General features: G+C 70.6%; 1 protein-coding gene (only partly in view). It reads right to left on the reverse strand.

The genetic code is table 11. From position 1 onward, the window contains the following. On the reverse strand, positions 1–24111 hold part of the coding region annotated (locus NN2_RS21595) for a non-ribosomal peptide synthase/polyketide synthase (RefSeq protein WP_063015714.1) (this coding region is incomplete at its 3' end). 9846 nt of the annotated region lie beyond the right edge of the window; 24111 of 33957 annotated nt are visible.

The raw sequence follows: 24111 nt of genomic DNA on the forward strand, positions 1-24111 counted from the left end.
GTCGGCGTGGTGCTCCACGCGGGTGGCGAGCGCGGCGACCGTGGAGGCCTCGAACAGCAGGCGCACCGGCACCCGGGTGTTCAGCGCCTCGCCCAGGCGCGCGGCGACCTGCGTGGCGAGCAGCGAGTTGCCGCCCCACGCGAAGAAGTCGTCGTCGCGGCCCATCGTGCCGGATTCCTTGCGCAGCACATCGGCGAAGGTGTTGGCCACGATCTGTTCGATCGGGGTCACCGGCGCGCGGAAGACGGCCTTCTCGAAGACCGGTTCGGGCAGTGCGGCGCGGTCCAGTTTGCCGTTGGCATTCAGCGGCAGCGCGTCCAGCTGCATGAACACCGACGGCACCATGTAGGACGGTAGCTGTTCGGCGAGTGCGGCCTGCAGCGCCTGTTTGTCCAGTTCGGCGGCGCCGACCACGTAGGCGACCAGGCGATCGCCCAGATTCGGATCCGCGTGCGCGACAACGGCGGTCGCGGTCACGACCGGCTGCCGCAGCAGCACCGCCTCGATCTCGCCGAGTTCGATACGGAAACCGCGGATCTTCACCTGGAAGTCGGTGCGACCCCGGTAGTCCAGTTCACCCCGGTCGGTCCATGCCACCAGGTCACCGGTGCGGTACATCCGCGTGCCCGGCGCCCCGAACGGATCGGCGACGAACCGGTCCGCGGTCAGATCCGCGCGCCCGAAGTAGCCGCGTGCGAGCTGCGCACCGGCCAGGTACAGCTCACCCGGCACACCCACCGGAACGGGCCGCAGCCGCGAATCCAGCACGTACACCCGGCTGTTCCACTCCGGCGCGCCGATCGATACCGACTGGCGGTCGGCGGCGGTAACGCGATGGCTGGTGATCGAGACCGCGGCCTCGGTCGGGCCGTACAGGTTGAACAGCGCGGCCTCGGCGGTCTCCAGGAAGCGCTGCGCGGTCGCGGCCGGCAGCGCCTCACCGATGGCGAGCACCCGCTTCAGCGACGAGCTGAGCATGCCTTCGCTCTCGGTGAGCAGGGCGTCCAACATCGACGGCACCACATGCAGCGTGGTGACGGCGGTGCCGAGTATCAGCTCGTTGAGGTAGGCCGGATCGCGATGCCCCTCGGGCGCGGCCACCACGAGGCGGCCACCGCAGGCGGCGGCGGTCCAGAACTCCCACACCGACAGGTCGAACGTCGCCGCGGTCTTGAGCAGCACCGAATCACCGGTGCCGAGGCCGAATTCGGCGATCTCCCAGCGCAACTGGTTGACGATCGCGCCGTGCGACACCACCACGCCCTTGGGGCGGCCGGTGGAGCCGGAGGTGAAGATCACGTACGCGGCGTTGGCCGCGGTGAGCTCCCGCAACCGCTCCCCCGCGGTGATCGGCGCCGCCGAATAACCGGAGAGCTCGAGTCCGTCGAGTTCGATCACCGGGCGCTGCGGAGTCCAGCGCAGCGCGCTCTCCCCGTCCTCGTCGGCGGTCGCCGCGACGGTGGCCGAGGTGGTCAGCACACAGGCGGGGGCCGCGGTCTCGAGGATGTAGTCGATGCGTTCGGCGGGCTGGCCCGGGTCGATCGGCACGTAGGCCGCACCGGTCTTGGCCACCGCGTACATCGCGACGATCAGCTCCACCGAGCGGCCCAGTGCCAGCGCCACCCGGTCCTCGGTGCCGATCCCGCATTCGACGAGATAGCGCGCCAGGCGATTCACCCGCGCGTCGAGGTCTCCGTAGGTCAGCACCTGCTGCGCCGTTCCGGTGGCCTCAGTGTCGACCACCAGCGCGACCGCGGTGGGGTCGGCGGCGACCGCCGCATCGAGCAGCGACACCAGGGTCGCCTCGGTGTCGATCGGGTGGGCGGTCTCGTTCCACCGCCGCAGGATGCGCTCGTTCTCGGCGGGATCGAGCAGGTCGATATCACCGACCGGGCCGGACACGTCCGCGATCACGGCGTCGAGGACCCGGACGAACCGGTCCGCGAAGCCCTGCACCGTCGACTCGTCGAAAAGGTCGATGGCATAACCGAATTCGGTGATGATCTCGGCCGGCGAACCGTCCTCGGCGTAGCGGTCGTAGAGCGTCACGTGCAGATCGGTCTTGGCCAGCTGGGAATCGAAATTCACCGCGCTCACCGACAGACCGGGCAGCTCCAGCGCGGTCTCGGCCAGGTTCTGGAACGACAGGCCCACCTGGAACAGCGGGTTGCGCGCCGTGGACCGCACCGGGTTGAGCACCTCGACCAGCCGCTCGAACGGCACGTCGGCGTTGGTGAAGGCCTCGAGGTCGCGCTCGCGCACATCGGCGAGCAATTCGGCGAAGCTCGCGTTGCCGTCGATGCGGGTGCGGAACACCAGCGTGTTGACGAACATGCCGATCAGATCGTCGAGTTCGCGCTCGCCACGCCCGGCGATCGGGGTGCCGACGGCGATGTCGTCGGTGCCCGACAGGCGCGAGAGCAGCACGGCCAGCGCCGCGTGCACGACCATGAACAGCGAGGCGTTGTTGGCGCGCGCCAGCTCGTGCAGGCGGGCGTGGCGCTGCGGGTCGATCTCGAAGCGAATCGCCTTGCCCTGGAACGACTGGGCCGGCGGACGCGGGCGGTCGGTCGGCAGTTCCAGCTGATCCGGCAGTCCGCCGAGGGCGGCGGTCCAGTAGGCGACCTGCTGGGCGGCCAGCGATTCCGGATCCTCCTCGGATCCGAGCACCTCGCGCTGCCACAGCGCGTAGTCGGCGTACTGCACCGGCAGCGGCGTCCACTGCGGCGCCTCACCCTGCACGCGTGCGGCGTAGGCCGCCATCAGATCCCGGGCCAGCGGTCCCATCGAGGAGCCGTCGGCGGCGACGTGATGGACGGTGAAGGCGAGGACGTGTTCCTCGGCCGACTGGTCCCCGCCGGTGATCCGGAACAGCGCGACCTTCAGCGGCACCTCGGCGGTGACGTCGAAGGTGGTCATCGCGAATTCGATGATGCGGTCGAGCAATTCGTCCTCGGCCACCGCCACCGGCTCCAGCGGGGGCGCGGTCTCGGTCGCGGGCAGGATCACCTGGTGCGGGCCGTCCGCCGAGCGCGGGTAGGTGGTGCGCAGCACCTCGTGCCGGGCCAGGACGTCGCCGAGCGCACGTTCCATGGCCGCGACATCGAGCGCGCCCGACAGCCGCACCGCGAGCGGAATGTTGTCCACCGCGGAGGTGGTGGTGTCGAACTGGTTGAGGAACCAGTAGCGCTGCTGCGCCGGCGAGAGCGGAATCCGTTGCGGCCGTTGCCCGGCCACCAGCTTCGGCCGCGTCCGGCCGGATCCGGCGCCCTGCTCCAGGCGCGCGGCCAGGGCGGCGACGGTCGACGCCTCGAACAGGTCGCGCACCGCCAGCTGGGTGTCGAGCGCGGCGCCCAGGCGCGCAGTCACCTGGGTGGCGATCAGCGAGTTGCCGCCCAGTTCGAAGAAGTCGTCGTCGAGACCGACCCGGGGCACACCCAGCACATCGCTGAACGTGCCGGCCACGATCTCCTCGATCGGGGTGGCCGGGGCGCGGAACTGCCGGGCCTCGAACACCGGCGCCGGCAGCGCCTTGCGGTCCAGCTTGCCGGAGGCGTTGAGCGGGAAGGCGTCCAGCACCACGAAGGCCGAGGGCACCATGTAGCCGGGCAGCGCCTCGCCGAGTTCGGTGCGCACCGCGTCGGGGTCGACGACGGCGCCGGTCGCGGGCACCACGTAGGCGACCAGCTGATCGCCGAGCCGGTCGTCGGAGCGCACGACCACCACGGCCTGCGCGACGGCGTCGACCGCCACCAGTGCCGATTCGATCTCGCCGAGCTCGATGCGCAGACCGCGCAACTTCACCTGGAAGTCGGTGCGGCCCAGGTACTCCAGTTCGCCGCCGGCACTCCAGCGCACCAGGTCACCGGTGCGGTACATCCGCTCACCGTCGCCGAACGGGTTGGCCACGAACCGATCCGAGGTCAGATCGGCGCGCGCGACATAGCCGCGGGCCAGCTGATCACCGGCCAGGTACAGCTCACCCGCGACGCCGGTCGCGACCGGGTGCAGCCGCGAATCCAGCACGTAGACACGGGTGTTCCAGACCGGACGGCCGATCGGCACCGCGACCGTGTCGGCCTCGGTCACCTCGTGATAGGTGACGTCGACGGCGGCCTCGGTCGGGCCGTAGAGGTTGTGCAGCCGGGAACCGGTCAGCTCGATCAGGCGCTGGGCGGTGACCGCCGGCAGCGCCTCACCCGAGGCGAAGACCCGGCGCAGCGTGGTGCAGTCGGCGCCGGAGGCGTCCAGCGCGGCGACGAAGACCGACAGCATCGACGGCACGAAGTGCACGGTGGTGATGCGCTCGGCGTCGATCAGTTCCGCCAGATAGGCCGGATCGCGGTGGCCGTCGGGCTTGGCGACGACCAGGCGCGCGCCGACCTGCAGCGGCCAGAAGAACTCCCACACCGACACGTCGAAGGTGGCGGGCGTCTTCTGCAGCACGACATCGTCGAGGTAGAGGTCGTACTCGTCCTGCATCCAGGCCAGGCGGTTCACGATCGCGGCATGGCTGACGGCCACGCCCTTCGGCCGCCCGGTGGAACCGGAGGTGAAGATCACGTAGGCGGTGTGCGCGGGACGCAGCGGGGCGATGCGGTCGGCATCGGCCACCGGATCGTCGGCGTACTCGGTCAACTCCAGGCCGTCGATCGCGACGACCGGTACGTCCGGCCGCGCCGCGAGCGGGCTGTCCGCGGTGGTCAGCACGCAGACCGGGTTCGCGGTCGCCAGCACGTATTCGGTGCGCTCGGCCGGATGGTCGGGGTCCAGCGGCACATAGCCGCCGCCGGCGACCGTCACCGCGTACATGCCGATCACCAGTTCCAGCGAACGCCGCATATGCAGCGCCACCAGCGAATCCGGGCCCACGCCCTGCTCGATCAGGTAGCGGGCGAGCCGGTTCACCCGGGCCGCCAACTCGCCGTAGGACAGAGTTGTCCCCTCGAACGTCAGCGCCGGCTCGTCGGGATCGAGTTCGACCTGCCGATCGAACATCGAGGCCAGCGTCAGCGCGACGGTACCGGCCGCCCGGCCGAGAACGACGCGGTCGACGTCGTAGGCGGTGGCGTTCCAGTTGTCGACGATGGTGCGCCGCTCGACGGTGTCGAGCAGGTCGATATCGCCGAGCGCGGCGGCGGGGTCCGCGGTCACCGCGTCCAGCATCCGGACCAGGCGATCGGCGAAGGCCGCGACCGTCCGGGCATCGAACATGTCGGTGGCGTAGGCCAATTCGGCCGACATGCCTTCGGCGGAACCGTCGGCGGCGAAGCGCTCGGTGAGGTTCAGGTGCAGATCGAATTTGGCGGTCAGCACATCCAGTGGCAGGCCGCTGACCTCCAGATCCGGCAGCGCGAACGAGGCCTCGCCGGTGTTCTGGAACGACAGCATCACCTGGAACAGCGGATGCCTCGCCTGCGAACGCGCCGGATTCAGAATCTCCACCAGCCGCTCGAACGGCAGATCCGCATGTCCGAACGCGGCGAGATCGGATTCCTTGGTGCGCGCGAGCAATTCGGTGAACGACATCGCCGGATCGACACTGCTGCGCAGCACCAGCGTGTTGACGAACATGCCGATGGCATCGTCGAGCGCGGCCTCGCCACGGCCCGCGACCGCAGTGCCGATGGCCAGATCGTCACTGCCGGACAACCGCGCCAGCAGTGCCGCGAAGGCCGCGTGCGTGACCATGAACAGGCTGGCGCCGTGGGTGCGGGCCAGCGCGTTGAGCCGGTGTACCAACTCGGCGTCGAGCGAGAATTCGTGCACGCCACCGCGATACGTGGCGACCGCGGGTCGCGGACGGTCGGCGGGCAGATCCAGCTGGTCTGGCAGACCGGCCAGATGCTGCGACCAGTACGACACCTGCTGGGCGATCAGCGATTCCGGATCGTCCTCGGAACCGAGCGTTTCGCGCTGCCACAGGGCGTAATCGGCGTACTGCACCGGCAGCGGCGCCCAGCCCGGCGCGGCGCCCTGCGAGCGCGCCGCGTAGGCGAGCATCACATCGCGGGCCAGCGGCCGCACCGACCAGCCGTCACCGGAGATGTGGTGGACGACGAAGACCAGCACGTAGTCCGGCGCCGGTTCACCCGCGCCGTTGCCGCTCGCATGTTCGACGCGGAACAGCTTGGCGCGCACCGGAACCGCGGCGGTGACGTCGAAGCCGGTGAGGACCAGTTCGCGCACCCGCTCGGGCAGTTGCGCCTCGGTCACCGGTTCGGCGTCCAGTTCCACCGCGTCGCGGTCGGCGGGCAGGATCACCTGCACGCCCTGGCCCTCGGAGGTTTCCGGGTAGACCGTGCGCAGCACCTCGTGGCGTTCGATCACATCCGCGACGGCCTCGCGCAGGGCGTCGACGTCGAGCGCGCCGGTGAGCCGGACCGCCATCGGGATGTTGTTGACCGCGCTGGCGGTGTCGAAGCGGTTGAGGAACCACATCCGCTGCTGTGCCAGCGAGAGCGGAATCTCCTCCGGTCGCGGTCCCGCGACCAGGGCGCGGCGGCCACCGGACCCGGCATGGGTCTCCAGCCGGGCGGCGAGCGCCGCCACGGTCGGCGCCTCGAACAGGGTCCGCACCGGGATGCGGGTGTTCAGCGCCTGGCCCAGGCGGGCCACCACCTGGGTGGCGATCAGCGAGTTGCCGCCCAGTTCGAAGAAGTCGTCGTCGAGACCGACCGGCCGGGCCTCGGTGTCGATGCCCAGCACCTCGGCGATGGTGGCGGCGACGATCTCCTCGACGGGTGTGGTCGGGGCGCGGAATTCCCGTGCCTCGAATTCCGGTGCGGGCAGCGCGCGCCGGTCCAGCTTGCCGTTCGCGCTCAGCGGCAGGGCGTCGAGCACGACGATCGCGGCCGGAACCATATAGGAGGGCAGCCGCGCCGCCAGTTGCGCGCGGATCGCGTCGAGATCGAGTTCTCCGGCGCCGGCGGCGGGCACGACATAGCCGACCAGCTGCTCGCCGATCCGCTCGTCGGAGCGCACCACGGCCACCGCCTGCGCGACCGAATCCTGTGCGGTGAGCGCGGATTCGATCTCGCCGAGCTCGATGCGCAGACCGCGCAACTTCACCTGGAAGTCGGTGCGGCCCAGATATTCGATGGCCCCGTCGGCGCCGCGGCGCACCAGGTCACCGGTGCGGTACATGCGGGAACCGCTGCCGCCGAACGGATTCGCGACGAAGCGGTCCGCGGTCAGGTCGGTGCGGCCGAAGTAGCCGCGCGCCAGCTGAGCGCCGGCCAGATACAGCTCACCGGCGACGCCGGCCGGAACCGGATGCAGCCGCGCGTCCAGGATGTAGGCCTGCGCGTTCCACACCGGCAGGCCGATCGGCACGGCTCCCGCGATATCCGCGGCGACCGGCATGGCGGTGGCGTGCACGGTGAACTCGGTGGGGCCGTACAGGTTGTGCAGTTCGGCGGTGCCGATGCGGCGGTAGGCCTGCGCGGCGTCGGCGGTGAACGCCTCACCCGCGATGAGCAGGGTGCGCAGCGAGGACACCTCGGCCGCGGTCCCGGCGTGCACGCTGTCGGAGAACACCGACAGCATCGACGGCACGAACGAGGTCATCGTGACCTGCTGGGCCGCGATCACCTCCGCGAGATAGCCGGGATCGCGATGGCCGTCCGGCGCGGCGATCACCAGGCGCGCACCGGTGGCGGTCGCGCCGAACAGCTCCCACACCGACACGTCGAAGGTCGGCGGCGTCTTGAACAGCACCACCTCACCCGCGCCGATGCCGTATTCGGTGGTGATCCAGCGAATCTGGTTCACCACCGCGGCCTGCGAGACCGCCACACCCTTCGGCCGTCCGGTGGAACCGGAGGTGAAGATCACGTAGGCGAGGTGCTCCGGCCGCAGCGGGGCACGCCGTTCGGTGTCGTCGAGTTCGCCGTCCGCGTAGCCGGACAGATCCAGCTCGTCGATGCGCACGGCGGTTGCCGCACCCTCGAGCGCGCGATCGATGTCCGCGCCGTCGCGTGCGGTGGTGAGCACGGCGATCGGTGCGGCGGTGTCGACCACGTAGCGAATGCGTTCACCCGGCTGTTCCAGATCCAGCGGCACGTAGGCGCCACCGGCCTCCAACACCGCGTAGGTGGCCACCACCAGGTCGAGCGAACGCCGCATGCCCAGTGCCACCCGGGCATCCGGGCCCACACCGGCCTCGACCAGATATCGGCCGAGTCGCTGGGCCCGCGCCGCGAATTCGGCGTAGGTCAGCGTGATGCCGGCCTCGGGGTCGACGACCGCGACCGCGTCCGGGGTCTGTTCGACCTGGGCGTGGAAATCGGCCAGCAGGGTGGTGGCGCCTTCGCGACGCACCGGCAGATGACGTGCCGTGTTGTTCCAGCCACGCAGTTCGCGCGCCGCCTCGGCGGGAGCGAGCAGATCGATGTCGCCCACCCGGGCCGCCGGTTCGGCGACCACGGCGGTCAGCACCCGCACCAGGCGATCGGCGAAGCCGGCGATCGTCTCGTCGTCGAAAAGGTCGGTGGCGTAGACGAATTCGGCGGTGATACCGCCGGCCGCGGTGGTGCCGTCGGCCGTCTCGGCGGTCTCCTCGGTGAGCACCAGCTGCAGATCGAACTTCGCGGTATCGATCGGCAGTTCCACACCGCTGACCGTCAGTCCCGGCAGTTCCAGGGCGTTCTGGCCGGTGTTCTGGAACGACAGCATCACCTGGAACAGCGGATGCCGCGCCTGCGAACGCGCCGGGTTCAGAATCTCCACCAGCCGCTCGAACGGCAGATCCGCATGTCCGAAGGCGGCGATGTCGGTGCTGCGCACCGACTGCAGCAGATCGGTGAAGCTCGCACCGCCGTCGATCTCGGTCCGCAACACCAGGGTGTTGACGAACATGCCGATCAGATCGTCGAGCGCGCGCTCACCGCGGCCGGCCACCGGCGTACCGATGGCGATATCGGCCTCCCCGCTCAGCCGCGACAGCACCAGTGCCAGCGCCGCGTGGGTGACCATGAACATGGTCGCCCCGCGGGTGCGGGCCAGTTCGGCGAGGCGGGCGTGCACGTCGGCGTCGATGTGGAAGATGTGCGTCGCGCCGCGGCCGGAGGCGACCGCCGGACGTGGCCGGTCGGCGGGCAGATCGAGCTGTTCGGGCAGTCCGCGCAGCGCGTCGCGCCAGTAGTCGATCTGGTCCGCGATCACCGATTCCGGATCGTCCTCGCGGCCGAGCACCTCGCGCTGCCAGAGCGCGAAGTCGGCGTACTGCACCGGCAGCGGCGCCCAGGCCGGTTCGCCGCCCTCGACGCGCGCCCCGTAGGCGGTCATCACGTCGCGGGTCAGCGGGCCCATCGAGAAGCCGTCGGCGGAGATGTGGTGCACCACCAGGGCCAGCACGTGTTCGGTCGGGCTGACCTCGAACAGCCGGGCCCGGAACGGCACCTCGACGGTGACATCGAAGCCGGTGCCGACCAGCTCCGAAATCCGTTGCGGCAGTTCGGCTTCGGTGACGTCGATCGGCGTGAGATCGGGGATGACCTTCGAGGTCGGCACGATCTCCTGGTACGCGGTCCCGTCCACCTCGGGGTAGCGGGTACGCAGCGATTCGTGGCGCGCCAGCACATCGGCGACCGCGATCTGCAGTGCCTGCCGGTCCAGCAGGCCCGACAGCCGCACCGCGGCCGGGATGTTGTCCACCGCGGATTCGGGATCGAAGCGGTTGAGGAACCACATCCGCTGCTGCGCCAGCGACAGCGGCACCAGCTCGGGCCGGTGCTGCGGCACCAGCGCCGCGCGACCACCGGCGCCGGAACGGGTTTCGGCCCGCGCCGCCAGGCCGGCGACGGTGGAGGCCTCGAAGATCTCGCGCACACCCAGCTGGGTGTCCAGGGCCGAGGACAACCGGGCCGCCACCTGGGTGGCGATCAGCGAGTTGCCGCCGAGGGCGAAGAAGTCGTCGTCCAGGCCGACCCGGTCCACGCCGAGCACCTCGGCGAAGGTGCCCGCGACGATCTGCTCCACCGGGGTGACCGGCGCGCGGAACACCGCCGCCTCGAACACCGGGGCGGGCAGCGCCTTGCGGTCCAGCTTGCCGGAGGCGTTGAGCGGGAATTCGTCGAGGACCATCACCAGCGCGGGCACCATGTAGCCCGGCAGCTGCCGGCCCAGTTCCTCGCGCACCGCTTCGGCGTCGACCGGAAGTCCCGGCGTGGCAACGACATACGCCACCAGCTGGTCACCGGTGTGCTGGTCGCCGCGGACCACCACGACGGCCCGGTCGATCTCGTCGAGCCCGGTCAGCGCCGTCTCGATCTCGCCGAGCTCGATGCGCAGGCCGCGCAACTTCACCTGGAAGTCGGTGCGGCCCAGGTAATCCAGTTCACCCTGTTCGTTCCAGGCCACCAGGTCACCGGTGCGGTACATCCGTTCGCCGGCCGGAGCACGACCGGCGGGCCCGGAGGCGGTAGCGGAGCGTGACCACGCAGGGCCCTCGGGAGTGCCCCCATCCGACACAGCGAACGGGTTGGCCACGAACCGATCCGAAGTCAGATCCGGACGCGTCACGTAGCCGTGCGCGAGCTGGGCGCCCGCCAGATACAGCTCACCCGCGACACCCACCGGAACCGGCCGCAGGCGTGAATCCAGCACGTAGACACGGGTGTTGAAGACCGGGCGGCCGATCGGCACGGAATCGACATCGGCATCGGTCACCTCGTGATAGGTGACGTCGACCGCGGCCTCGGTGGGGCCGTACAGGTTGTGCAGCGCGGCGCCGGTGAGCTCGCGCAGACGCTGCGCCGACTTGGGCGCCAGCGCCTCGCCGGAGGCGAACACCAGGCGCAGGGTGGTGCATTGCGCGGCCGCCGCCTCGGCGACGAAGACCGCCAGCATCGACGGCACGAAGTGCGTGACGGTGACGCCTTCGCCGACGATCACCTCGGCCAGATAAGCCGGATCGCGATGGCCGTCGGGCCGGGCCACCACCAGCCGCGCGCCGATCTGCAAGGGCCAGAAGAACTCCCACACCGACACGTCGAAGGTCGCGGGCGTCTTCTGCAGCACCACGTCGGCGGGCGTGAGACCGTATTCGGCCTGCATCCACGCCAGCCGGTTGACGATCGCCGCGTGCGGCACCGCGACGCCCTTGGGGCGGCCGGTGGAACCGGAGGTGAAGATCACGTACGCGGTGTTGGCCGGGCGCAGCGGGCCGCGGCGCTCGGCGTCGGCGATCGGGTCGATCGAGTAGCCCGACAGGTCCAGCAGATCGATGCGCACCTGCGCGGTGTCGATCTCGAGGTCGTCGCCGGAGGTCAGCACACAGACCGGATCCGCGGTGGCCAGGATGTATTCGGTGCGCTCGGCCGGATGGTCCGGATCCAGCGGCACATAGGCGCCACCGGCGGCGGTCACGGCGTACATGCCGACCACCAAGTCGAGCGAACGCCGCATACCGAGTGCCACGAAGGTGTCCGGGCCGACGCCGCGCTCGATCAGCCAGCGGGCCAGTGCGTGCACCCGGGCCGCGAAGTCGGCGTAGGACAGACCTGTCCCCTCGAAGCTCACCGCGGTGGCGTCGGGCGTGCGCTCCACCTGGGCCTCGAACAGCGAGACCAGGGTGGCCGAGCCGTCGACCTCGTGGTCGGTCGAATTCCATTGCGACACTACGAGTTCGCGTTCGGCGGGCTCGAGCAGTTCGATATCGCCGGCGCCGATCGCGGGCTCGCCCACGATGGTGGTGAGCACCCGCAGCAGCCGGTCGGCGATGCGGCGCACCGCGTTCTCGTCGAACAGATCGCGCAGGTAACCGGCCCGGATCCGCAGTGTTCGATCGGCGGTCGCCCGGGGCCCTACGTGGTTACGCGAGCTGCCGCCTTCGGGCCCGTCGTCCGACCGCGGTGTGGAACCCAGCGAGGCGATCAGGCTCAGCGGATAGTGGGTGGCGTCGGTGGCCTCGAGTCCGGCCACCGCCATACCGTCGATATCGGCGGCCTGACGCTGAATGCCCTCGGCATCCACCGGATAGGACTCGAACACCACCAGGGTGTCGAACAGTCCGCCGACGCCGATCGCGTCCTGGATATCGGCCAGACCGAGGTAGTGGTGATCGAGCAGATCCGCCTGCTCGCCCTGCACCCGGGTGAGCAGCTGCTCGGCGGATTCGGCGGCATCCAGGCGCACCCGCACCGGCACGGTGTTGATGAACAGGCCGACCATGGATTCGACCCCGGCCAACTCCGGCGGGCGGCCCGAGACGGTGGTGCCGAACACCACGTCGTCGCGGCCGGTCATGCGACCCAGCACGATGCCCCAGGCCGTCTGCAGCACCGTGTTGGCCGTGACGCCGAGGCGCGCGGCGAATTCGGTCAGCCGCGCGGTCTGCGCGGAGTCGAGTTCGAAGACGTACTCGTCCGACAGCGCCGTGATCTCGCGACCGGCGTCGGGGCGCGCCAGCAGGGTCGGTTCGGAGATGCCGTCGAGGGCATCGGTCCATGCCGCCAGCGAGCCCGAATGATCCTGCTGGGCAACCCATTCCAGGAAGTGCCGGTAGGAGCGCACCGCCGGCAGCGCGCCGGAGTCGGCGTGCGTGGCGTAGAGCACCAGCAGATCCCGCATGAGCAGCGGCATCGACCAGCCGTCGAGCAGGATGTGGTGATTCGAGACGACCAGCGACCAGCGCTGCTCGGCCACCCGGATCAGGGTGAACCGGATCAGCGGCGGCGCGGCCAGGTCGAAGCGGCGGGTCCGGTCGGCCTCGATCAGATCGGCGGCCTCGCCGGTCTCGCGGCGGTCGTGTTCGGCCCAGGTCGCCCGCACGCCGTCCAGCACGACCTGCACCGGATGGCCCTGTGCGTCGGTGACGAAGGCCGTGCGCAGCGTCTCGTACCGATCGATCAGAGCCTGTGCGGCACTGCGCAACCGGGCCGGATCGACGCGGCCGGTGAGGTCGAGGACGGCCTGACCGGTGTAGACGTCGACGGAGGCGGCGGCCAGTTCGGCGTGGAACAGCAGACCGGCCTGCAGCGAGGACAGCGGCCACACCTGCGAGATCTCGCCGAAGCGCCGCTCCCAGCCGTCGATATCGCTCTGGCCGACGCGCACCAGCGGGAAGTCCGACGGGGTGTGCCCACCCGCACCGGCCGATTCCGCGTGCCGCGCAACGGCTTCCAGCGCCCGCGTCCAGAGTTCGCCGAATTCGCGTACGGCGTCGGCGTCGAGCAGCGTGGTCGGATAGCCGATCCGCGCGGTCAGCCGGTCGCCGACCACGATGGCGTTGATGTCCAGCGGCGCCATCGCCGGCATATCGGCGTCGTAGTCGCCGGCCAGTTCGCCGAGTTCCGGGGCGGGAATCCAGCCGAAGCCGCGCAGCGCCTCGGGCACCGCGTTGTCGGAGACCCGGCCCAGGTAGTTGAAGCTCACCTGGCCCGGCATCTGCTCGGGCAGCCGGTCGGCGGTGCGCGGGTTCAGGTAGCGCAGCATGCCGTAGCCGAGGCCCTTGTCGGGCACGGCCAGCAGCTGTTCCTTGACCGCCTTCACGACCCGGCCCATCGCCGGGCCACCGGTCAGCGCCGCGTCGATGTCGAGACCCGACAGGTCGAAGCGGACCGGGAAGATCGCGGTGAACCAGCCGACCGTGCGGGACAGATCCGCGCCCGGGACGACGTCCTCTTCGCGGCCGTGGCCCTCGAGGCGCACCAGCGCACTGTCGGCCCGCTCGTCCGAACCGGCGTGCGCGGCACGCCATTTCGCGACGGCCAGCACCAGCGCGGCCAGCAGGCCGTCGTTGATTCCACCGTGGTAGAGCGCCGGCACGGCGGTCAGCAGGGCCTTGGTGACCTCGGGCGAGACCTCCACCTCGACCTTGCCCGCGACCCCGGCCACATCGACGGCGGGATCGAACGGCCGCTCGGTGAGCAGCGGATCCGGACCGTCGACGACCGCACGCCACCAGTCGAGTTCGTCGTCGCGCTCGGCGGCCGCCCGCTCGAGCGCGTGCGACCAGGTGCGCATGCTGGTCGGCGGTGCGGCCAGCTCCGGCGTCTGCCCGGCCGAGAGCTGTCCCCAGGCGGTGACGAAGTCGGGCACCAGGATGCGCCAGGACACACCGTCGATGACGAGGTGGTGGGCGACCACGATCAGGCGTCCGGTCCGGTCGGCGGCCGAGGGCTCCAGCCAGGCGAAGCGCACGACCACCCCGGCCTCCGGATCGAGCCGGTCCAGGCTCGCGTCCAGGGCCGCGGTCGCGATCTCGAACAGCTCCGAATCGGTTGCGGCGGGGTCGAACTCGGTGCGATCGAGCAGTGATGCGATATCGACGGTGCCCGGCGCGGCGGTCTCCACGATCCATTCCGCACCCGCGTGCCGGCGCAGCCGCGCCCGCAGCATGTCGTGGCGGTCCACGACGGCGGCGACGGTGGCGAGCAATCCGGCCCGGTCGATGCCGATCGGCAGTTCCAGGGCCAGCGCCTGATGGAACCGGCCGAACGAACCGGACCGCTCCACCATGAACCGGGCCACCGGAGTCAGCGGCATGGTGCCGACACCGCCACCCGGCAGCTCGGCCAGCACGGGCACCGAATCACCCTGTCCGGCAGCGGATTCGGCGACCATCGCCAGTCCGGACACGGTGCGCTGTTCGAACACGTCACGCGGGCTGAACACCACACCGCGCGCCTTGGCCCGCGACACCAGCTGAATGGAGACGATCGAGTCACCACCCAGTGCGAAGAACGAATCGTCGATGCCGACGCGCTCGATGCCCAGCACCTCGGCGAACACCTCGGCGATGGCCTGCTCGACCGGCGTCCGCGGCGCGCGGAAGGCGGTGTCGGTGGCGAACTCCGGCTCCGGCAGCGCCTTGCGATCCAGCTTGCCGGCCGGGGTCAGCGGCACCCGGTCGATGACCATGATCGACGAGGGCACCATGTAGCCGGGCAGCCGCTGTTCCAGATGGGCCGTCACATCGGCGACATCGATCGGCTCACCCGGGACCGCGACGACATACGACACCAGCGAGGTGGCGCCCGCGCCGCGGGTGTGGCCCACGGTCACCGCGAAGTCCACGGCGTCGTGGGCGGTGAGCGCCGCGTCGATCTCGCCGAGTTCGATGCGGAAGCCGCGCACCTTGACCTGGAAGTCGGAGCGGCCGACGTATTCGACCTCACCGGTGTGGTTCCACCGCACCACGTCACCCGTGCGGTACATCCGCTGCCCGGGCGCGTAGGGGTTGGCCACGAAGCGCTCGGCGGTCAGGCTCGCCCGCGCGTGATAGCCGCGGGCCAGCTGCACACCGGACAGATACAGCTCACCCGCGACACCCACCGGAACCGGCCGCAACCGGGCGTCGAGGACCAGCGACTGCATACCGCGGATCGGACCGCCGATGGTGACCGGATCGCCCGCGGCCAGCGGATCGCTGATGTTGGTGGCGATGGTCGCCTCGGTCGGACCGTAGGCGTTGTGGAACCGGCGCGGCGACCCGTCGGGGGTCACCGACCACTTGGCGACCTGTTCGGCGGTGACCGCCTCACCACCGGCGATGACGACCCGCATCCCGGCCAGATCGGCGGGATCGAGGGTGGCCAGCACCGACGGGGTGATCAGGGCGTGGGTGACGCCCTCGCGGGCGATCAGCTCACCGAGTTCGCTGCCGCCGTAGGTACCCGGCGGCACCACGACCAGCGCACCGCCCGCACCGACGGCGAGCAGGAATTCCAGGATCGAGGCGTCGAAGCTGGGCGAGGCGAAATGCAGTGCGCGCGAATCGGAGTCGAGCCGGTAGCGCTCGTTCTGCTCGGCGCGGAAGTTCGCCAGACCGGCATGGGTGACCACCACGCCCTTGGGCACACCGGTGGAACCGGAGGTGTAGATGACGTAGGCCGGATGGCCGACGCGCAGCGGGCGAACCCGGTCGGCGTCGGTGATCGCGGCGGCGTCGTAGCCGTCGAGTTCGATCTCGTCGAGAACCAGCCAGTCCACCGACTCCGGCAGATCGTCGCGCACCGCGGCCACGGTCAGGCCGACGGGCGAACCCGAATCGGTGACCATGTGATCGATGCGGTCGGCCGGGTACGCGGGGTCGATCGGCACGAACGCCGCACCCGACTTGGTCACCGCCCATTCGGCCAGATAGCTCTCGGCCGAGCGCGGTACGGCCACCGCGACCAGGTCCTCGGTCCCGATCCCGCGCTCGATCAGCAAGCGCGCCAGGCGATTCGACCGCTCGTCGAGTTCGCGGTAGGTGAGGGTGCGCCCGTCGGCGATCACCGCGGGAGCCTGCGGGTCGCGGGTCGCGGCCTCGGCCAGCATCTGCGGCAGGGTCGACGCCGCGACCGCCGGACCGCCCGTGCGCGCGAGCAGGTCGGCGCGCTCGGAGGCCTCGAGGATGTCGACCGCGCCGACGGCGATGCGCGGATCGGTGGCGACCGCGCGCAGCACCCGGATCCAGCGATCGGCGATCTCGGAGGCGGTCTGCTCGTCGAACAGATCGGTGGCGTAGACGAGGTTCAACGCCATGCCGTTGGCGGCCGCGCCGTCGGCGTCGCCGACCCGTTCCGACAGCGTGAACTGCAGGTCGAAGCGGGCGATGTTCTCCTCCCGCTCGACCGTGGACACGGTCAGGCCCGGCAGCTCGAGGCTCGCGCGGTCGAGGTTCTGGAAGGCCAGCATCACCTGGAACAGCGGGTTGCGGGCCTGCGAGCGCTCCGGCGCCAGCAGTTCCACCAGCCGCTCGAACGGCACGTCGGCATTGCCGAAGGCCTCGAGGTCGGTGTGGCGGACCCGCTCCAGCAGTCCGGTGAACGACTCGTCGGGGTCGATGCCGGTCCGCAACACCAGGGTGTTGACGAACATGCCGACCAGATCGTCGAGCGCGGCCTCACCGCGGCCGGCGATCGGGGTGCCGACGGCGATGTCGTCGGTGCCCGACAGATGTCCCAGCAGCACCGCCAGGGCCGCGTGCATCACCATGAACAGCGACGAACCCTGTTCGCGCGCAACGCCTTCCAGCGCGCCGATGAGTTCCGGCGTCAAAGTGCGATGCAGTTCGGCGCCGCGCAGCGAGGCGATCGCCGGGCGCGGGCGGTCGGCGGGCAGGGCCAGCTCTTCCGGAATTCCGGACAGCGAGCGCTGCCAGTAGTCGACCTGGCGGGCCAGCAGCGACTGCGGATCGTCCTCCGAGCCCAGCACCTCGCGCTGCCAGATCGCGAAATCGGCGTACTGCACCTCGAGCGGCGCCCAGCCGGGGGCGCTGCCCTGGGTGCGGGCGGTGTAGGCGGTCATCACGTCGCGCGCCAGCGGGGTCATCGAGAACCCGTCCGCGGCGATATGGTGCACGACCACGACCAGCACGTGTTCGTCGCTGTGCACCTGGAACAGCCGGGCGCGCAGCGGAACCTGTTCGGCGACATCGAATCCCGCGGAGGCGAAATCCGTCACCGCGGTGGTCAGATCGGCGTCCGAGACCGGGTAGGCGCGCAGATCCAGCACGATCTGCTCGGCCGGCACCACCAGCTGCATCGGCGTGCCGCCGTGCTCCGGATAGCGGGTGCGCAGCGACTCGTGCCGGCGCACCACGTCGAAGACGGCCAATTCCAGTGCGGCCGTGTCGAGTTCACCGGACAGCCGGACCACCAGCGGCAGGTTGTAGGCCGCCGAGGAGGTGTCGTACTGGTTCAGGAACCACATGCGCTGCTGCGCGAACGACAGCGGCACCGGTTCCGCGGCGGCGCGCGGGCGCGCGATCAGGCGCGGGCGCGCCTCGCCGCCGGTGTGGGTTTCCAGCCGTGCGGCCAGCGACTCCACGGTCGAGGCCTCGAACAGCGCGCGCACACCCACCGTCGTCCCCAGCGCCGCCCCGACGCGGGAGACGACGCGGGTGGCGATGAGCGAGTTGCCGCCGAGCTCGAAGAAGTCGTCGTCGAGCCCGACCCGTTCCACGTCGAGCACCTCGGCGAAGACCGCGGCCACGATCTCCTGCACCGGGGTCTCCGCGGCGCGGAAGGCGCGCGACTGCACCGCGGGGGCGGGCAGGGCGCGGCGGTCCAGTTTGCCGTTGACGGTCAGCGGAATGCGGTCCAGCACCACGAATGCCGAGGGCACCATGTACGCGGGCAGCCGTTCGGCCGCACCGTCGCGCACGACGTCCAGCGCCGGTTCGGTCCGACCGGCCGGGGGCACCACATAGGCGACGATGCGCTGGTCGCCCGGCTGATCCTCGCGCACGACGACGGCGGCCTGCGCGATCCCGGGCTGTGCCAGCACCGCGGCCTCGATCTCGCCGAGTTCGATGCGGAAGCCACGCACCTTGACCTGGTCGTCGGCGCGGCCCAGATATTCCAGTTCCCCGAAGCGGTTCCAGCGCGCCACGTCACCGGAGCGGTACAGCAGCGTGCCGGGCTCGCCCAGCGGATCGGCGACGAAGCGGGCGGCGGTCAGATCCGGGCGGCCCAGGTAGCCGCGCGCCAATTGCGGACCGGCGACATACATCTCGCCGGCGACGCCGACCGGAACCGGATGCAGCCGGTCGTCGAGGACGTACACCCGCAGTCCGGCGATGGCCCGGCCGACCACCGAACCCGTTGCCGCGGCGATGGTTTCGGTGTCGAGCACCCGGTGCGAGACATGCACCGTGGTCTCGGTGATGCCGTACATGTTGACCAGGCGCGGCGCGGTGTCGCCGTGGCGGGCCACCCAGTCCGCGAGCCGGCGCAGCTCCAGCGCCTCACCGCCGAAGACCACGTAGCGCAGGGCCAGCGGCTGCCCACCGGCCAGGCGATCGGCCTCGGCCAGCTGATAGAACGCCGACGGGGTCTGGTTGAGCACCGTCACACGTTCGCGGCGCAGCAGTTCCAGGAACTGCTCGGGCGAGCGCGAGGTGTAGTAGTCGACCACGACCAGCGTGCCGCCGAACAGCAGCGGGCCCCAGATCTCCCACACCGAGAAGTCGAAGGCGAAGGAGTGGAACATCGTCCACACGTCCTCGGCGCCGAAGCCGAATTCGCGATCGGTATTGGCGAACAGCCGCACGACGTTGCGGTGCGCGACCGCCACGCCCTTGGGGCGTCCGGTCGAGCCGGAGGTGTAGATGACGTAGGCGATATTGCTCGCCGACATCGGGGCGTTGCGATCGGCATCGGTGATCGGGCCCTCACCCGCGTCCACCAATTCCGGTGTCTCCGCGCCGAATCCGTCCATCAGGACGGTCGGCAGGCCGGCCGGCAGCTCCACCTCGGTGCTGCCGTCCACGATCACCCCGGCCGGACGCGAATCCGCGAGCACGTAGGCGATGCGTTCGGCCGGATAGCTCGGATCGATCGGCACATAACCCGCGCCGGATTTCACGACCGCCAGCAGAGCCACGACCAGATCCAGCGAACGCGGCAGCACCACCGCGACCAATGTCTCGGGGCCGGCGCCGTCGGCGATCAGCCTGCGCGCCAACTGGTTCGCGCGCCGATCCAGCTCCTCGTAGGTGAGCTGATCGGCGCCGAACTTCGCCGCCACCCGGTCGCCGTGCTCGGCGACCGCGGCGTCGAACAGATCCGACAGCGTCACGGCCCGGTCCGCGAACCGTCCGGTGCCGCCGTCCGCACCCGCCGAGACCCAGCGCTGCGAGACGTCCAGCCGTTCGCCCTCGCCGAGTAGATCGATATCGCCCACCACCGTGGCGGCGGCGGTCTCGGTGACACTGTCCGCGGTGGAGCTGCCCTCGGTGACGCTGCGCAGGATCCGCAGCAGGCGGTCGGAGAAAGCGGCGACGGTCTCGGGATCGAACAGATCGGTGGCGTAGTTCCACGACAGCGCCAGCCCGGCGCCGTCGGCGGCGTCGCCGACGGTCAGCTGGATATCGAATTTCGCCATTCCCGGATCGGCGTCGACGACCGCGAGATCCAGGCCGGGCAGGGCGACCGTGGTGGCGTCGCGCTGTCCGGTGGCCTCGAAGGTCAACGCCACCTGGAACAGCGGGTGATGCGCCTGGGAACGCACCGGGCTGAGCACGTCGACCAGCCGCTCGAACGGCACGTCGGCGTTGGCGAAGGCCGCCAGGTCGGTCCGGCGCACCTCGGTGAGCAGTTCGGCGAACGTCGCGTCCGGGCGCACCGGAGTGCGCAGCACCAACGTGTTGACGAACATGCCGATCAGATCGTCGAGCGCGCGTTCACCGCGGCCCGCGATCGGCGTGCCGATGGCGATGTCGGTACTGCCCGACAACCGCGCCGCCCAGGTGGCCAGGGCCGCGTGCATCAGCATGAACAGCGTCACGCCGTGGGCGCGCGCGTAGTCGGTGAGCCGCGCGTGCAGATCGGCGTCGATCGAGAACTCGTGTGTCGCACCGGCATTGGTGGCGATCTCCGGGCGCGGACGATCGGCCGGCAGTTCGATCTGCTCGGGCAGATCGCGCAATTGCTCGGACCAGTAGGCGATCTGGCGGGCGGCGACCGATTCCGGATCGTCCTCGGCGCCGAGCACCTCGCGCTGCCACAGCGCGTAGTCGGCGTACTGCACCGGCAGCGGCGCCCACTGCGGGGCCTCGCCGCGCGAGCGCTCGGAGTAGGCGGCGACCACATCGCGCAGCAGCGGGCGCAGCGAGAAGCCGTCCCCGGCGATGTGGTGCATGACCAGCACGACCACGTGGTCGCGCGGGCCGAGCTCGAGCAGGGTGGCCCGGAACGGGACCTCGGCGGTCACGTCGAAGAAGACGTTGACCAATTCCGCCACGCGCGAGGGCAATTCGCCGGCGTCCACCGATTCGACGGCGAGTTCGACACCGGCGGCGCGCGCGGACAGCACCCGCTGGTAACCGTCACCGGCCACCTCCGGGTACACGGTGCGCAGCGATTCGTGCCGCGCGACCACGTCACGCACGGCCGCGGCGAAGGCCTCGCGGTCCAGTGCGCCGGTCAGCCGGATCGCGACCGGGATGTTGTTCACCGCGGTGCGGTTGTCGAACCGGTTGAGGAACCACATCCGCTGCTGGGCCGGGGAGAGCGGCACCAGCTGCGCGGTCTCACCGTCCGGCAGCGCGACGGGCTCGGGCCGCGGCTGCGCGGTCAGCGCGAGCCGCCCGCCCTGTCCCGCTTGGGTTTCCAGGCGCGCGGCCAGGGCCGCCACCGTGGAGGCCTCGAACAGGGTGCGGACCCCGACCTCGGTGTCGAGCGCCGCGCCCAGCCGGGCCGCGACCTGGGTGGCGAGCAGCGAGTTGCCGCCCAGTTCGAAGAAGTCGTCGTCCAGGCCCACCCGGTCCAGGCCGAGAATCTCGGCGATCACATCGGCGACGGACTGTTCCACCGAGGTGCTGGGCGCGCGGAACACCTTGGCCGCGAACGTCGGCGCCGGCAGCGCCTTGCGATCCAACTTGCCGGAGGCGTTGAGCGGGAAGCTGTCGAGCACCACGAAGGCCGCCGGCACCATGTACGCCGGAAGTTGTTCGGCCAGTGCGGATTTCACGTCGTCCACCGCGATCTCGGCGCCCGGCGCGGCGATCAGGTAGGCGACCAGCTGGTCGCCCGTGCGATCCTCGGAGCGCACCACCACCACGGCCTGACCCACCGATGCGACGGCGGTCAGCGCGGATTCGATCTCACCCAGCTCGATGCGCAGACCGCGCACCTTCACCTGGAAGTCGGTGCGGCCCAGATACTCGAGCTCACCGGCCTCGGTCCAGACCACCAGGTCGCCGGTGCGGTACATGCGCGCACCGCCGCCGAAGGGATTGGCCACGAAGCGGTCCGCGGACAGATCCGGCCGGGCCACATATCCGCGCGCCAGCTGGGCGCCCGCGAGATACAGCTCACCCGCGACACCCACCGGAACCGGCTGCAGCCGCGCGTCCAGGACGTAGACCTGGGTGTTGAACACCGGCGCACCGATCGGCACCGACGCCCCGTCCGCGTCGACGACCTCGTGATAGGTGACGTCGACCGCGGCTTCGGTCGGGCCGTAGAGATTGTGCAGGCGAGCGCCGGTCAGGCGGCGCAACTGCTGCGCGGTGGTGCCGGGCAGCGCCTCACCCGAGGCGAAGACGTTGCGCAGACCGGTGCATCCGGCCGCGGCCGGCTCGGCGACGAAGACCGCGAGCATCGACGGCACGAAGTGGGTGACCGTCACGCCCTCGCGCACGATGACCTCGGCGAGATAGGCCGGATCGCGGTGGCCGTCCGGCCGGGCCACCACCAGGCGCGCGCCGACCTGCAAGGGCCAGAAGAACTCCCACACCGACACGTCGAAGGTGGCCGGGGTCTTCTGCAGCACCACATCGTCGGCGGCCAGGCCGTACTGGGCGTGCATCCACACCAGGCGGTTCACGATCGCGGTGTGCGGAACGGCCACGCCCTTCGGGCGGCCGGTGGAACCGGAGGTGAAGATCACGTAGGCGGTATTGCCCGGACGCAGCGGCGCGGTCCGGTCGGCATCGGTGAGCGGCGCGTCCGAATATCCGGACAGCTCGAGCCGGTCGATACGCACCTCGGGCGCGATATCGCTTGCGGTGGAGACGTTTTCGCGCAGACCGGCACCCGAGGTCAAGACGCAGACCGGGCGGGCGGTGTCGAGGATGTAGTCGGTGCGCTCGGCCGGATGATCCGGATCCAGCGGCACGTAGGCGCCACCGGCGGCGGCCACGGCGTACATGCCGACCACCAGATCGATCGAGCGTCGCATACCGAGGGCGACCAGCGACTCGGGTCCGACCCCCTGGTCGACGAGCCAGCGGGCGAGCCGGCGCACGCGGGCGGCGAACTCGGCGTAGGACAGACTCGTCCCCTCGAAGATCACCGCGGTCGCGTCCGGGGTGCGCGCGACCTGGGCCTCGAACAGCGAGACCAGCGTCGCGGCGGCATCGTCGGACACCGTCGGCAGGGCGGCGTCGATGGGGAATTCGGTGTCGTTCCAATGCCGCAGCACCAGAGCGTGTTCGGTGGCGTCGAGAATCGGCAGGGCGCCCACGGCGACCGACGGATCGGCGGCCACGGCCTGCAGCACGCGCAGGAAGCGACGGGCGAGCGATTCGGCGAACGCCTCGTCGAACAGATCGGTCGCGAAGACCAGCTCGGCGTCCATCGCGGCGTCCGCACCGGTACCGCCGGCGGCCCCGGCGCCGATCGGCCCCTCGCTCAACGTCAGCTGCAGGTCGAATTTCGCCGTCTGCGCGTCGATTCCGAGTTCGGCGACCGTCAGTCCGGGCAGTTCCAGAGCGGTGCGGCCGAGGTTCTGGAAGGACAGCATCACCTGGAACAGCGGGTGCCGGGCCTGCGAACGGGCCGGGTTGAGCACCTCGACCAGGCGCTCGAACGGCACGTCGGCGTGGGCGAAGGCCGACAGGTCGCGCTCGCGGACCTGGGCCAGCAGTTCGGTGAACCGCGCGCCCGGGTCGACCTGAGCGCGCAGGACCAGGGTGTTGACGAACATGCCGACCAGGTCGTCGAGGGCTCGCTCACCGCGACCGGCGACCGGAATACCGACAGCGATGTCGTCGGTGCCGCTCAACCGCGCCAGCAACGCGGCGAAGGCGCCGTGCACCACCATGAACAGCGTGCTCTGCTGTCCCTGGGCGACCCGGCTCAGCCCGTCGACGAGCTCACCCGGCACCCGGAAGCGGTAGGTCCCGGCCTCGTAGGTGGCCACGGCCGGCCGCGGGCGGGTCGACAGCCGCAATTCGTCGGGCAGGCCGTTGAGCGCGTTGTGCCAGTAACCGAGTTGTTCGGAGATGACCGACCGCGGATCGTCCTCCGAGCCGAGCGATTCCCGTTGCCACAGCGCGTAATCCGCGTACTGCACGGGCAGCGGCGCCCAGCCGGGCTCCGATCCCGCGGTGCGGGCCAGGTAGGCGGTCATCAGATCGCGCACCAGCGGCGTCATCGAGAAGCCGTCGGTGGCGATGTGGTGGACCACCACGACCAGCACATGATCGGCCTCGCCGAGGCGGTACAGCCGCAACCGGGTCGGCGGCACCGCGGTCACGTCGAAACCGCGGCCGACGAATTCGGTCAGCGCGTCGAGCAGATCCGCCTCGGTCGTATCGACCACGTCGAGGTCGGGCACGGCGCGGGTCGAGGGCAGGATCTGCTGGTAGGCCAGGCCCTCGTGGGAGGGGTAGATCGTGCGCAGCGATTCGTGCCGGGCCACCACGTCCGCGATCGCGGTACGCAGCGCGTC

This window comes from Nocardia nova NBRC 15556 (genome assembly GCF_001613005.1).
Lineage (GTDB): Bacteria > Actinomycetota > Actinomycetes > Mycobacteriales > Mycobacteriaceae > Nocardia > Nocardia nova.